The sequence below is a fragment of the Psychrobacillus sp. FSL K6-4615 genome (assembly GCF_038008225.1).
GTDB lineage: Bacteria > Bacillota > Bacilli > Bacillales_A > Planococcaceae > Psychrobacillus > Psychrobacillus psychrotolerans.
Map to the genome: position 1 here is coordinate 437,998 of NZ_JBBOYQ010000001.1, position 14,577 is coordinate 452,574.

Sequence of the window (14,577 nt, forward strand, 5' to 3'; positions counted from 1 at the left end):
CGTTCTGCTCGCCTAGTAAAAAATAGACTTCAAAAAATGAGCCTGGAGAAACACTCCGGCCCATTTTTTTCTTTGAATTTTAAATTGGTCTCTCTACTTTTACATAGTGTTTTATTTTAAGCTTTCGTTCAAGATGCTATCTTCTAAAACGGAAAATTTATCTCCGTATACTTTTGTAATATGTTCTTCTCCCCATGAACAAAGGGCACTGAGTATACTTTCAAGACTTGTACCATACTCGCTCAATTCATATTCTACTTTTGGAGGGACTTGGTTATAGACGATTCTATTAATAACGCCATCACTCTCTAACTCTCTAAGTTGCTGCGTTAACATTTTTTGAGTTATATCAGGCATAAGCCGCTTTAATTCACTTGTCCGCTTTTTTCCTTGGGTTAAGTGACACAATATGACGCATTTCCACTTGCCGCCAATGACCTCCAATGTAGCTTCCACTGATATATTATATTTTTTTTGTTTCATACTATTTCTCCTTTAGATAGGCACAAAAAAGTTCCTATAGTACTTTATAGTGCCTATATTACTTTAAAGTGCGTACTTTCATTTTAAAACTCTATGAATCATAATAACATTTGCCGGTAGATTTACAATATAGTTTGGTCTCGCGGAATTTATTTATTCCGCATGAAGAAAGGTTGAGAAATAATGACTTTAGATAAAAATAGAAGTATGTTTGCATTATTGGCATTAGCAGTAAGTGCATTTGCAATAGGAACGACTGAATTTATCAGTGTCGGGTTATTGCCATTAATATCTAAAGACTTGGATATATCTTTGACAACAGCGGGGCTGACAGTTTCCTTATATGCCCTCGGAGTAACAGTGGGTGCACCAGTTTTAACAGCACTTACTTCAAGGATGCCTCGCAAATCCTTACTTCTTTGGATAATGATTGTGTTCATTATAGGTAATGGAATAGCCGCTAGTGCTACAAGTGTAACAGTGCTATTAATTGCACGTGTCATATCTGCATTTTCACATGGTGTTTTTATGTCCATCGGATCAACGATAGCTGCCGATCTAGTACCAGAGGATAAGAGAGCTAGTGCAATTTCTATTATGTTTACAGGATTAACAGTCGCAACCATTACAGGAGTGCCTTTTGGTACATTTCTTGGACAGCAGTTAGGTTGGCGCTTTGCCTTTATAGCAATTGTCGTAATAGGAATCATTGGGTTTATAGCAAATAGTATACTTATTCCTTCTGATTTACGAAAAGGTACAAGAACATCAATACAAGATCATGTAAAGCTAATAACAAATAGTAGATTATTATTAATCTTTCTAATTACAGCACTTGGTTACGGGGGGACATTTGTCGTATTCACGTATTTATCCCCATTGCTTCAGTCTGTAACAGGATTTAAACAAGGGACAATCGCTTTAATATTACTTGTTTATGGGGTTGCAATCGCAGTAGGGAATATGATTGGCGGAAAACTAGCCAATAAAAACCCAATCGGCTCACTTTTTTATATGTTTATTATTCAAGCGATTATACTACTTCTATTAACATTTACAGCCCCTTTTAAGGTTTTAGGGTTAATAACGATTATTTTAATGGGAGTTTTTGCATTTATGAATGTTCCAGGCCTGCAGGTGTATGTTGTCATGTTAGCTGAGCGCTATGTTCCTAGTGCAGTTGATGTTGCTTCAGCTATGAATATTGCTGCTTTTAATGCCGGCATTGCAATTGGGTCTTATTTAGGGGGAATTGTCGCAGATTCTATTGGCCTTATCCATACTGCTTGGATTGGATCGATAATGGTTATGATTGCAGCAATATTAACAGGTTTTAGTAGAATGTTGGAGAGAAAAGACCAAATATAATGATTAACAGACGGAGGAATTCAAAATGGAAAATTTACAATCTAAAAAAACATTACACAATGGGGTAGAAATGCCACTATTAGGGCTTGGCGTATTTAGAGTAGAGGATGGACAAGAGTTAATAGATGCAGTGAAAATCGCTATAAAAAATGGGTACCGTAGCATCGATACAGCAGCCATCTATGGAAATGAAGTAGGAGTAGGACAAGGAATCCGAAAAGGGATTGAAGAGGGAAATATTGCTAGAGAGGATCTTTTTATTACTTCAAAAGTATGGAATTCTGAGCTGGGCTATGAGGAAACAATTGCAGCCTATGAAGAAAGTTTAACTAAACTTGGACTAGAATATTTAGATTTATACTTAATTCATTGGCCAGTGGAAGGGAAGTATAAAGCGGCTTGGAAAGCTCTAGAAACACTCTACAAAGAGGGACATGTGAAAGCGATTGGTGTAAGTAATTTTCAAATCCATCACCTAGAAGATTTAATGAAGGATGCGGAAATTAATCCAATGATTAACCAAGTAGAATATCATCCGCGGTTAACACAAAAAGAATTGCACAATTTCTGTAGGGAGCATCAGATTCAATTAGAGGCATGGTCACCACTAATGGCAGGGCAGTTACTCGACAATGAAGAACTTCAAGAAATAGCATCTAAATATGGGAAATCAGTAGCACAAATTATCGTGCGCTGGGACCTTCAAAATAATGTAATTACAATTCCAAAGTCTACGAAAGAACAACGCATAATAGAAAATGCGAATGTATTTGACTTTAAATTAACAAAAGAGGACATGAAGCAGATTGATCTATTAAATAAAAATCACCGTGTTGGACCAGATCCAGATAACTTTGATTTTTAATTACTATAAAAACTAAACTCACAAAAAATAACCAAGATTCTTGAAGAATCTCGGTTATTTATAAATGCCATATTTAGACTGCACAGATTGTTTAAGAATCTGATTCACAATTTACTAAGATTGCCGGGTATGATTACCGGTATTTTAAATTAGTAACCGCCATCAACAAAAGCAGCGCCAACAATAATAAGTAAAATAAATAAAACAACAATCAGTGTAAAACCAGAACCGTATCCATATCCTCCAGCACTATCATTTCCAGACATATATTCATTCCTCTTTTCCTAGTAATACTATTAGAGTATTAATAAGTTTTAAGATGAACAGGGCATCAAGGTAAAAATAATTGGTACAAATAAAATAAATCACAAATAATTGTTTAGGATATGAAAAATGCTCAGAGAAAACTCTGAGCATTTCAGTTTGACGACAAAGGTATTTTTATAAACCCTTATGAATAGTAATAAATATTCATAAGGGTTTTATTCATCCTATTAAAAGTAAGATATTGCATACTCTATTGGAACTGTTTATAAGGCAAGTTCCATCACGAAGACTCCTGTGGGAATAGCTTGAGCTGAAGACCTCGCAGGAAAGACATTGGTCGAACTTTGTTTGACCAATGTCTTTGCGACGAGTAACCGCAGGAGCATATGTTTTTAGTAGTGACGAGGAGGCTGAAGCCAAGCCCACGGAAAGCGAAGTGGTGGGCATTGCCGATTTTAATGATTTTGCAATTAAGAACCTACAAAGTCCCCACCATCTACGTGAATCGTTTGACCAGTCATATAACTGGAATCAGTGGAAGCTAAAAATACATACGCTGGTGCGTTTTCAGAAGGTTGTCCACGACGACCGATTGGCGTACTAGCTCCATGCTGTTTCACTTTTTCTTTATCAAATGTTGCGGGAATAAGTGGTGTCCAAATTGGACCAGGTGCCACGGCGTTTACCCTAATTCCTTTTTCGATTAAGTTCAATGCCAACGAACGAGTAAAGGATGTAATAGCCCCCTTAGTAGAAGAATAATCGATTAACTCAGGGGAACCGTTGTAGGCTGTGATAGAGGAGGTATTAATAATCGTATCGCCTTTCTTCATATGCGGTAGCGCAGCCTGAGATAAATAAAACATCGAGTATATATTAGTAGAAAAAGTTTCTTGTAATTGGTCTGGTGTAATAGCTAGAAAATCCTTTGTTGGGAATTGCTTACCTGCATTATTAACCAGTACATTCAGTTGTCCGAATTCCTGAATCACTTGCTCCACTGCCTGTTGACAGTTTTCATCATCACTTAAGTCCGTTTTGATCGCTAATGCTTTTCCGCCGTACTTTTCTATAAGTTTTATTGTTTTTTCTGCATCTGGTTGCTCATCTGCATCTAAATAGACGATAGCGACATTCGCGCCTTCTTTGGCAAATGCAATAGAAGTTGCACGTCCTATTCCACTATCCCCACCTGTAACTAAGGCAACCTTCCCGGTCAATTTCCCGGATCCTTTATAATTTTGGTCATCATAAATAGGTTCAGGAGTCATTTCTTCTTCAATACCTGGTTGCTGTTGTTGTGTTTGTCCTTTAACTTCTTTGTCTATTTTTTCGTATTTATCTGCCATGAAAATTTCCTCCTTAAACTTGGTTGATTTATTTATTCCCTAGATAAATAAAAACAAACGTATAAACTAAATATTTATCGGAATAGTCGGTTACGTTTTTCCAGATTAATAAACGGGTATGTAAAAAGAAAACACTTAAAAAGAGAAGAGAGAATATATATGAAACCAATAATAGGAATTACAACAGAAGTACTAGAAGATGGCTGTTATTATATGCCTCCAGTCTATGCAAATGCAATTATACAAGCTGGTGGGATACCTATACTTATTCCTTTAGTACCGGAGGATGATATAGAAGAACTTAGTAAAAGATTAGATGGCCTTTTTGTTACAGGAGGCGAGGATATTGATCCAAGTTATTATAATGAAAATCCTCATGTACATTTAAAACAAATTACACCTGAATTGGATGAAATGGAGTATAAACTTATTAAAAAAATGTTGGATTTAGACAAACCTTATATTGGGGTATGTCGCGGTTTGCATATGTTGAATATTGTCCAAGGTGGTTCACTGTATCAGTCCATTCATTCACAGCGAAAAGAGCCGGTCATGCAGCATTTACAAAAGGCAGTTCGGACGCATAGATCACATCCTGTAACACTGAAAAAAGATAGTCGAATATATGACTTATTACAGGAAGAAGAATTTAGAGTGAATTCGTTCCATCATCAAGCAGTCAACAAAGTGGGTCAAGGATTGGAAGTTATTGCAAGAGCAACGGACGGGATTGTTGAATGTGTAGAAAGTAAGAATCATAGTTTCGTATTTGGCTTCCAATGGCATCCAGAAGAGTTTGCGGTTGACGGGGACGAGCCATCAAAACGCATTTTTAAAGCGTATATAAATGCAGCGATTGAACACAGAATAAGTAATGCTAATAATATTCCTGCTGTAGTGCTAAAATAAATAGACAATTGAGTTTCAGGAGGGGAAATATGACTGAAAGCATGTCGTTAGTGGAAGCATTTAAGCAAACGCAGTATCAAATAGCCGGAAATGGAAGAAGAAATATACAAATTCTAAAAGAAGCCTTTGAACACATAGATGACCAACAAGACAGTGATATGTACGGAAATGGTGAAATTATTGAGATGTTTCAAAAGAAAATGGCTACATATTTAGGGAAAGAGTCAGCCGTATTCTTTCCAAGTGGCACAATGGCTCAACAAATAGCTCTACGAATTTGGTGCGATGAAAAGGGTATTAAGAGAGTAGCATACCATCCACTAAGTCATTTAGAAATTCATGAAGCAGATGGACTAAAGGAAATGCATCATATTGATACATTATTATTAGGTGATGAATCTGGCTTAATGGAATTAGAAGATGTTCTAAATTTAGATCAAGAAATAGCTTGTCTATTATTAGAACTTCCCCAACGAGAGATTGGTGGTCAGCTTCCTGACTACCAAACCATTGTTGAAATCTCCGAGTATTGCCAAGCAAAGGGAATTCGATTGCATTTAGATGGAGCAAGACTTTTTGAAATCCTCCCGTACTATCAGAAATCTGCGGCAGAGGTTTGTGGACTTTTTGATAGTGTATATATTTCATTTTATAAAGGAATTGGAGGAATAGCTGGAGCTATCCTTGCTGGAAATCAGGAGTTTACCCAACAATCGAAAGTCTGGAAACGACGACATGGTGGAGACTTAATAAGTTTGTATCCGTACATCATAAGTGCAAATCACTATTTTGATCAGAGAATATCAAAAATGGAGCAGTATTATGAAAATGCAAAAGAGTTAGCAAGACTATTTAACTCATGCCCTTTCATACAAACTAAACCAGCTGTTCCCCAATCTAATATGTTTCATGTTCACATTACTCGATCAAAAGAACAAGTAGAGGCAATATTTAAAGAGGTTTACTATGAAACAGGTATAGGGTTGACTAGCTATCTCAGAGAAGAAAACCAATCAAGCGTTAGTTTCGAGGTTAGTGTCGGAGATCAATACAACTCCATCCCAAAAGATAAAGTACAGAAAGCATTTCAATCCCTACAAGTTAAGCTGACCGAATAAATGAATAAAACCTCCTAACTTACACAAGTTATTTTCATGGAGGTGAAATTTCATGACGAAGAAAAATAATAAAAACAACAAGAGTAATTCATTAGACCGAGAAGAATATGGTTTCGGTTATGACGTCAGTCCAGATGATTTAGAGGTATACGTACAAAATAATAATAGACAGAAAAAGAAAAACAATGAAATCAAAGATCAAGCTAATAACAAGCAAGAGAATAAATAACATAATACTAATCAACATACCCATTTACAAGACAGTTATTGTTTTGGAATGGGCTTTTTTTTGAAGTTTCAACACCTACTTTCGCCATAAAATGCTCGGAGGTTCTAATTCTCTCCTTTTTTTCTTACATTGTAACAATGGGTAGAAAAAGGAGGACGTTCATTGTTAATAGATGGTGTTTTTTCAGGAGGTGGATTAAAGGGATATGCACTAGTTGGTGCTTATCAAGTAATAGAAGAAAAAGGATATCAATTTAAGCGAGTAGCTGGTACGAGTGCAGGTGCTATCCTTGCTTGTTTTATTGCTGCTGGTTTTACAAGCAAAGAAATAGAAGAGTTATTAAGTGAACTAGACACATTAACCCTTTTAGATCCTCGAAAAACTATTCTACCAATTCCCTTCATGAAGTGGATAAATCTCTACTGGAGACTGGGATTATATCAAGGGAAAGCGCTTGAAAACTGGTTTTTAGAAAAGCTGGCTTTAAAGGGAGTATATACTTTTTCTGATATTGAGGCAGGTTCGCTGAAGTTAGTTGCCTCTGATCTTACGAACGGCAAAATAATGGTACTTCCTGATGATTTAGAGAGTTACGGGATATCAGCAGCTAGTTTTCCAATAGCACGGGCTCTACGCATGAGCTGTGGAATTCCATTTTTCTTTGAACCCGTCAAATTAAAAGTGACGTCGACTGATACGATAATTGTGGACGGTGGTGTATTAAGTAATTTTCCTATGTGGATTTTTGACAATGGAAACAAAGAGAGACCGATTTTGGGCTTAAAACTTAGTAGTAATTCAGAAGAGATGGAACCTCATAAAATAACAAACGGCCTAAACTTATTTGAAGCATTATTTTCTACTATGAAAAATGCCCATGATGAAAGATATATCTCCAGAAAAATTGAGAAAAACATAATATTTATTCCGGTAGAGGATTATAAAGCAACACAGTTTGATCTGAGCGAAGATATGAAAAACGAGTTACTGGAAAAGGGCAGAAGCCGTGCCATTCAATTTTTGAAAATGTGGTAGGTAATTCATGGGTGAATGTTTAATTCCATCAGTCAAAGGAATAATAGAACAGAGAATACACTGAAGGAGAGGATATTCATGACAAAGAACGCAAAAGAGGAAGCACTAAAAATCTTAGATAAAAATATGATCGGTACAATGGCAACAGTTCAACACAACAAACCACATTCTCGTTACATGACATTTTTTAACGAGGAATTCACTCTCTATACAGCAACAAGTAAAAAAACACATAAAGCAGAGGAACTACAGCAAAACCCGAATACGCATATCTTGTTAGGTTATGATGGGCATGGATTAGGAGATAGCTTTTTAGAAATTGAAGGAACAGTTATCGAATCAGATGATGAAGCGATGAAAGAAAAAGTGTGGAACAAAGCTCTTAAAGGCTGGTTCGAAGGCCCAGAGGATCCGGACCTTTTAATCTTAAAAGTTACACCTACCCAAATGCGATTAATGAATACAAAAGGAGAAGAACCTCAAGTTATCGAACTTTGATGTTCCTCTTTATTTTCCCGGAGACCTTTTTGATGTTAAAAAAGGTCTCTTTTTATGCGATTTAAACTGATGGGTAAAATAGTAGTAACAAAAGTTTAGCTTAATAAGTTGCTAGTATTATCTTTGTTTAATCTTTCCACAATTCTTCGTTTTCGATAAAGCATCATTCCAGCTTCACCTATATCATTTATCGCGGAACGATTAATAAATGCTCCAAAAACTAAGCCGGCAATTGGAATCATCTGAAACATTTTTTTCCATCCGAATTGATCTCTATAGGATAATACAACCTCACGCCAGCCTTGCAGCTCCGATAAAACCTCCCGTTTTGTTTCTTCGTCTTGACTATCAAACTTGGAAAGCTGAGCCAAGATAACTTGTTTGCCAACAATGTCGGAAGAAATAAATTGAAGTGATTTAATAATGAACAACCGTTCCTTCTTATCATTCGGGTCATAGCCATAACAAATGGCAATATCCTGCAATGTTTTTAGTTGTAAACCTAACAGGAAAGGAATATCAAGTGACAATGTAAAAATACCTCCAATACCTGTTCCAGCACCTTGAATGGTAGCAATGTTTTTTCTGTTTTTTGTTATACCTTTTACAGCCTTGTCCATTGTTGAAACAGGCAATCTGTTTACGTCCTCAACGCTATCAATACCCATATTTGGATAATAGGACTTGATCTTGGAAGTTGAACTCAAATAACTGCCGCCCGTTTGGATATATTGGCCAAGCTCATCAAGTAAAGTACCCATTTTTGTTTGTATAAATTTTGGAGTCCACTTGTCCATTATTTTAAAAGGTAATCGTCCAATTTTTTCCCAAAACCATAAATCGCCTTGATCCTTTTCCCAGGCCTCTATTCTTAAAAGCTCAGATTGTAACCAATCCTTTGAATCTATCATTACTATCACCTCGTTTATAATACGTCCGGTCAACAAAATAGTTTCAATTCAAGGTAGTTTAGGTTTTAATATAGGAAAAACAAAACAGTCTTTAGAGAAATCAGTGGTTTTAGAAAATATGACAACCAATCAACTTCGATTTTGGCATCATTAAAGACGACATGATAGCGTTTACATTTTATTGAATATTAAATGTAAACGCTTTAATATGATAGACAACAAGAAACTTTAATAAAATCAAGGGGAGGATGGCTAAAATGAACACAGAACAGACAGGATTCAAGGTTAAAGTACAGCGTTTTGGTAGTTTTTTAAGCGGTATGATTATGCCGAATATCGGCGCATTCATCGCATGGGGTCTTATAACAGCATTATTTATACCAACAGGATGGTGGCCTCGTGAAGATTTTGCAGAGCTAGTCGGTCCTATGATCAATTACTTATTGCCAATCTTAATTGGGTTTACGGGTGGTCGTCTCGTTCACGGTATTCGAGGTGGTGTAGTTGGTGCAACTGTAACGATGGGAGTAATCGTTGGAGCAGAAATCCCAATGTTCCTTGGTGCGATGATAGTTGGTCCACTAGGTGGTTGGGTTATCAAGCAGTTTGATAAACTAGTAGAGGGTAAAATAAAAGCTGGTTTTGAAATGCTCGTAAATAACTTTTCAGCAGGTATTATTGGTGGATTCCTAACATTAGTCGCATACAAATTGATAGGGCCAGCAGTTAATGCATTAACAGATTTTCTTGCAGCTGGAGTTCAATTCATATTTGATGCAGGTCTCTTACCACTTGCAAGTATTTTCATAGAACCAGCCAAAGTATTATTCTTAAATAATGCGATTAATCATGGGATATTAGGTCCTTTAGGTATTGAGCAGGCTGCAGATGCAGGTAAGTCAATTCTATTCTTATTGGAGTCAAATCCAGGACCTGGTCTTGGAATTTTACTTGCTTTCATGTTCTTTGGAAAAGGAGCAGCGAAACAAACTGCACCTGGAGCAGTAATTATTCACTTCCTAGGTGGAATTCATGAAATTTACTTCCCTTATATTTTGATGAAGCCATTCCTACTTGTAGCAGCTATTGCCGGTGGAGCTTCTGGTATCTTTACACTGCAATTATTCAATGCAGGTCTAGTGGCAGCACCTTCACCAGGAAGTATATTCTCTATATTAGCGTTAACTCCAAAAGGAAGTCATATAGGAGTTATATTAGCCGTAGTAGTTGCAACTGCCGTATCCTTCCTAATCGCATCTCTTATTCTTAAAACGTCTAAAGATATAGCGGAGGAAGATTTAGTTAAAGCAACAGAAAAAACTTCTTCACTAAAAGGGTCAGAAAGTAGAGCAGCAGAATTTATAAAACCAACGACAACAGTTGACTCTATGCAAGAAACTTCCCTTGCAAATGTAAAACATATTATATTTGCATGTGATGCGGGAATGGGCTCCAGTGCAATGGGAGCATCTATCTTAAGAAATAAAATGAAAAAAGAGGGACTTGATGTATCGGTAACAAATACTGCTATTAGCAACCTTCCAGCAGATGCAAAAGTAGTTATTACGCATAAGGACTTGACGAGTCGTGCAAAAGACCAAGTGCCAAATGCATACCATATTTCTGTAGAAAATTTCTTAAATAGTCCAAAATATGATGAACTAATTGAACAACTAAAATAAGAAAAGCGAAAGCACTAGAGTCTGAACAGATTCTAAGTAATGCATATACTTTCTTGTTAAAATAGAGACACATCCGAGACTCGGCCTATTTCATAGGCTGAGTTTTGCCAATGATTTGGATCGTTAGGAATGAGGTGTTGACAATATTTATTTCGAGCAGAGAAAAGATGATTATGGAAGCTTTGATAATAGAAAAGGAAGAAATAACGATTAAAGAATTATCCAAAAGAATAGATGTGAGTTCTCGAACTATTCAACGAGATTTAAATAATATCCAAACTATTTTAGACTCCTATCAACTTGAACTAGTTAGAAAATCAGGAGTCGGTGTACAGATTATAGGGGATGAACAAAGAAAGCAAGAATTGGTTCAACAGCTTAAAAAGTTCACACAAAGAGAATATACACTGGAGGAAAGACTGACATTAATCCTATGTATTTTGTATGAATCAACTGAACCTGTAAAGCTCTATTCACTCTCAAAAGATTTGGGCGTTTCCATTTCAACAGTCAGTGCCGATTTGATGAAACTAGAGGAACAATTACAGCCTATCCAACTTTCAATCTTGAAGAAAAGAGGATATGGAGTTGAACTATCAGGAACGGAAAAGGCAAAACGTAGAGCAATTAGTTATGCACTTTCGAAAACCTTGAAGGAAGAGGGATTATTTTCATTAATAAAAGAAAAGATTCATCAAAAATCAAGCAAGTATGAAGATCCAATTTCTGAAAGACTAATGCACCTTGTCGACCGAGAAAAGTTAGGGATGATTGAAGAGGCGATGAAGGACCTTTACCCAGACTTCTCTTTGTCGATGACAGATAGTGCTTATGTTGCGTTAATCGTTCACCTTGCACTCGCTATTGAACGTATTTTGCAAGGAGAAAACATTACGATCGATGAAGCGTATTTAAAGCAGATTTCGCTTGAGCCAGAATATCCTATAGCCCAAAAAATTATCAGTATGTTAATGGACCGTTTCCAGGTGGATATCCCAGAAGCAGAAGTAGGCTATATAACAATGCATCTTCAAGGCTCCAAACTTCGTCAACAAGAAGGGGTTTTAGTGGAGTCTTCCAATTTAGAGTTATATAGACAGGCTAAAAGTTTGGTCAGGGAGATGGAAAAGCAAACTAGCTTTTCTTTATCTGACAATGCTTCCCTTCTGGAAGGTCTCGTTACTCATTTAAAGCCTGCAATCTATCGTATAGAGCAAAATATGGGCATAGCTAATCCCTTACTAAATGAAATACAAACGAATTATAAGGATTTGTTTGAGCAAGTAAAAACGGCTACTCGTAAAGTTTTTCCAAAGCTCCAAGTTCCAAACGAAGAAATTGGATACTTAGTAATGCATTTTGGATCTGCTTTAATTGGGGTATTAGGTAAGGGAGACCTAAAGGCATATATTATTTGTTCTAGTGGAATTGGAACCTCTAAATTACTAGCATCACGATTACTTCGAGAAATTCAAGAAATTTCAGAGGTAGCTAATATTTCTGTATTTGACCTAAACAAGCTTTCCACTACTATAACGGATAGGGATCTTATCGTTTCCACCATCTACTTGCAGGATTTTCAAAGGGAGTATATTATGGTTAACCCTTTTTTAACAACAGAAGAAATTAACCAAGTTCAGCTATATGCAAGAAGGAAAATGCTCATACAAAAACCTTCTCCACTCGCAAAAGAAAGTAATCCAAATGCTGATGTACTAACAGAAAAAATAGCAAAGGTACACGAATACTCAGGTGTAATGTTAAACGTATTAACTAATTTTCAACTTACGTTGCTAAAAGGCCAACTTACCGTAAAGCAATATATGCAGCAGATATGTGAGAACTTGGAGTCTAGACAAGTCATTACAGAAACAGAAATAGTAGTAGACGCCTTACTCGAGAGAGAAAAAAATGGTGGTATTGGGATTCCAGGAACTAAACTTGCACTCTATCATACGCGCCATGAGAACGTACAAAAGCCATCGTTCACTATTCACAAACTTGACCACGTTATTTGTATAAAAGGCATGGATGGTAGTGATGTAGAAGTGGACACACTACTTGTATTATTATCACCTAAATCATTTCTCACAGCAGGGTTAGAGGTTCTAAGTTTGATCAGTACTTTAATCATTCAGAATGAACAAAATATCCACTTGTTTGAAACAGGGGAAGAAGCTCAAATTCATTCATTTTTAGCAGAAGAATTTGAAGTATTTATTAAAGGAAATATAAACTAATGGAGGCGTAATACAATGACATTACCAATTTTATCAGCAGAAAATATTTTACTTAATCAACAAATAGCTACTAAGGAAGAAGCAATCCGACTAGCGGGTCAAATGTTAGTAGACAAAGGTTATGTGGAGTCTGGTTATATAGAAAAAATGTTAGAAAGAGAAGAAATGACCTCCACTTTTATGGGCAATTTCGTAGCAATCCCACATGGTACTGATGATGCAAAAAAAGAAGTGAAGGAAACCGGCATTACTATTATTCAAGTTCCAAATGGAGTAGACTTTGGAGATGGTAATATTGTGAAATTGATTTTTGGTATTGCTGGTAAAGGCAATGATCACTTGGATATACTATCTAATATTGCAATTACTGTATCAGAAGAAGAGAATGTAGAGAAGATAGTTAAAGCAACTTCACCTAACGATATTTTGTCCTTTTTTGAAGGAGTGAACTAATATGAATGCTGTTCATTTTGGAGCAGGTAATATTGGTAGAGGATTTATCGGTTTATTATTGCACCAATCGGGATATAAAACATGTTTTGTAGATGTAAATGAAGAAATCGTTAATTTATTGAATGAGAAGAAACAGTATACTGTAAAGCTTGCGGAGGCATCTGGGAAAGAGTTAACCGTTGAAAATGTATATGCGATTAACAGTTTAAAGGATCCAGAACTTGTCGCAGACGAGGTAGCAAATGCAGATGTTGTTACAGCTGCAGTAGGACCAAATATACTTCCCCTAATAGCGGGATTATTAGCTACTGGATTGAAAAAGCGTCTAGAACAATCGAAAAAGCCACTAACGATTATTGCGTGCGAAAATATGATTGGTGGAAGTGCCTTTTTAAAAGAAAAGATATACGAAGAGCTGACGAATGAGGAGAAAACTCAATTTGACATGTATTATAGCTTTCCAAATGCAGCGGTAGATCGAATTGTCCCCAACCAGACTAATATTGATAAATTAGCAGTAACAGTTGAACCGTTTTACGAGTGGGTTGTAGATGAGTCTGAGATTAAAGGTGCTACTCCCCCAATACATGGAGTAACATTTGTTCAAGATTTAGAACCTTTTATAGAACGTAAATTGTTTACTGTTAATACAGGTCACGCAGTTGTTGCCTATTTTGGTTATTTGGCAGGGATTCGTAACATGCATGAAGCTCTTGAAAATAGTGAAATTAGAGAAATGGTTGAGCAAGTACTAAAGGAGACTGGTCGATATCTGACTGCAACTTACTCGTTTGATGAAAAAATACATGCTGACTACGTACAAAAAATCATAAATCGTTTTGCTAATCCATATATTTCAGATGATACTACAAGAGTAGGACGCTCACCGATGCGTAAACTTAAAAAAAATGATCGACTTGTCCGTCCTGCGACCAAATATGTAGAAATGTTTAGTGAGAATCCTTTATACTTAACTAGAGGAATAGCAGCAGCTTTACACTATGACTTTAAAGAAGATCCAGAAGCAAACGAAATACAATTGATGATTGAACAAAAAGGATTACAGTTTACGATTGAAAGAACGACAGGTATTGAACCAGGTACAGGTTTATTTGAAATGATTCAAAAGCAATATGAAGAAATTGCAATAAAGAAAAGCAAAAAATAAAA

Annotated in this window: 15 protein-coding genes; 11 read left to right on the top strand and 4 right to left on the bottom strand. The window is 36.2% G+C overall.

Going from position 1 to position 14,577, the window contains the following annotated elements:
* Positions 1–111: 111 nt before the first annotated feature.
* A complete protein-coding gene (locus tag MKX53_RS02135; RefSeq protein ID WP_340908712.1) occupies positions 112–483 on the bottom strand; it encodes a winged helix-turn-helix transcriptional regulator in 372 nt (123 codons plus the stop codon).
* Between the two features lie 183 nt (positions 484–666).
* Here MKX53_RS02135 and MKX53_RS02140 point away from each other — a divergent pair, with 183 nt between their 5' ends.
* On the top strand, positions 667–1,851 hold the full coding sequence (locus tag MKX53_RS02140) for an MFS transporter (protein WP_340908713.1): 1,185 nt from the start codon (positions 667–669) through the stop codon (positions 1,849–1,851).
* A gap of 25 nt (positions 1,852–1,876) precedes the next feature.
* Positions 1,877–2,716 (top strand): aldo/keto reductase, encoded by an 840-nt coding sequence (locus MKX53_RS02145; protein WP_340908714.1) that lies wholly within the window; start codon positions 1,877–1,879, stop codon positions 2,714–2,716.
* A gap of 149 nt (positions 2,717–2,865) precedes the next feature.
* On the opposite strand, the gene MKX53_RS02150 is transcribed toward MKX53_RS02145, so the two are convergent.
* Together MKX53_RS02150 and MKX53_RS02155 are read right to left on the bottom strand one after the other, a co-directional pair.
* Complete coding sequence (locus MKX53_RS02150; protein WP_093536088.1) at positions 2,866–2,982, bottom strand: YjcZ family sporulation protein; 117 nt, start codon at positions 2,980–2,982, stop codon at positions 2,866–2,868.
* Positions 2,983–3,453: 471 nt separating this feature from the next.
* Positions 3,454–4,332 carry an SDR family oxidoreductase gene (locus MKX53_RS02155; RefSeq protein ID WP_340908715.1) on the bottom strand — a complete coding sequence of 293 codons (879 nt, stop codon included), beginning with the start codon at positions 4,330–4,332 and terminating at the stop codon, positions 3,454–3,456.
* Positions 4,333–4,491: 159 nt separating this feature from the next.
* Here MKX53_RS02155 and MKX53_RS02160 point away from each other — a divergent pair, with 159 nt between their 5' ends.
* The 5 genes from MKX53_RS02160 to MKX53_RS02180 all read left to right on the top strand — a co-directional run bounded on the left by MKX53_RS02160 (position 4,492) and on the right by MKX53_RS02180 (position 8,121).
* On the top strand, positions 4,492–5,241 hold the full coding sequence (locus tag MKX53_RS02160; RefSeq protein ID WP_340908718.1) for a gamma-glutamyl-gamma-aminobutyrate hydrolase family protein: 750 nt from the start codon (positions 4,492–4,494) through the stop codon (positions 5,239–5,241).
* 29 nt (positions 5,242–5,270) lie between these two features.
* Entirely contained in the window at positions 5,271–6,359 is a 1,089-nt protein-coding gene (locus tag MKX53_RS02165; RefSeq protein ID WP_340908721.1) for a threonine aldolase family protein, read from the top strand.
* 52 nt (positions 6,360–6,411) lie between these two features.
* Positions 6,412–6,588 carry a hypothetical protein gene (locus MKX53_RS02170; RefSeq protein WP_175496212.1) on the top strand — a complete coding sequence of 59 codons (177 nt, stop codon included), beginning with the start codon at positions 6,412–6,414 and terminating at the stop codon, positions 6,586–6,588.
* 162 nt (positions 6,589–6,750) lie between these two features.
* A complete protein-coding gene (locus tag MKX53_RS02175) occupies positions 6,751–7,623 on the top strand; it encodes a patatin-like phospholipase family protein (protein WP_340908724.1) in 873 nt (290 codons plus the stop codon).
* A 78-nt stretch (positions 7,624–7,701) separates the two neighbouring features.
* A complete protein-coding gene (locus tag MKX53_RS02180; RefSeq protein WP_340908725.1) occupies positions 7,702–8,121 on the top strand; it encodes a pyridoxamine 5'-phosphate oxidase family protein in 420 nt (139 codons plus the stop codon).
* Positions 8,122–8,216: 95 nt separating this feature from the next.
* Here MKX53_RS02180 and MKX53_RS02185 read toward each other — a convergent pair whose 3' ends face one another.
* Positions 8,217–9,032 carry an EcsC family protein gene (locus MKX53_RS02185; protein ID WP_340761347.1) on the bottom strand — a complete coding sequence of 272 codons (816 nt, stop codon included), beginning with the start codon at positions 9,030–9,032 and terminating at the stop codon, positions 8,217–8,219.
* 257 nt (positions 9,033–9,289) lie between these two features.
* Here MKX53_RS02185 and MKX53_RS02190 point away from each other — a divergent pair, with 257 nt between their 5' ends.
* The 4 genes from MKX53_RS02190 to MKX53_RS02205 all read left to right on the top strand — a co-directional run bounded on the left by MKX53_RS02190 (position 9,290) and on the right by MKX53_RS02205 (position 14,575).
* Complete coding sequence (locus tag MKX53_RS02190) at positions 9,290–10,714, top strand: PTS mannitol transporter subunit IICB (RefSeq protein ID WP_093536074.1); 1,425 nt, start codon at positions 9,290–9,292, stop codon at positions 10,712–10,714.
* A gap of 137 nt (positions 10,715–10,851) precedes the next feature.
* On the top strand, positions 10,852–12,954 hold the full coding sequence (locus MKX53_RS02195) for a BglG family transcription antiterminator (RefSeq protein WP_340908728.1): 2,103 nt from the start codon (positions 10,852–10,854) through the stop codon (positions 12,952–12,954).
* Positions 12,955–12,969: 15 nt separating this feature from the next.
* Positions 12,970–13,407 carry a PTS sugar transporter subunit IIA gene (locus MKX53_RS02200; RefSeq protein WP_093536072.1) on the top strand — a complete coding sequence of 146 codons (438 nt, stop codon included), beginning with the start codon at positions 12,970–12,972 and terminating at the stop codon, positions 13,405–13,407.
* Position 13,408: 1 nt separating this feature from the next.
* Entirely contained in the window at positions 13,409–14,575 is a 1,167-nt protein-coding gene (locus tag MKX53_RS02205; protein WP_340908730.1) for a mannitol-1-phosphate 5-dehydrogenase, read from the top strand.
* Positions 14,576–14,577 lie beyond the last annotated feature (2 nt).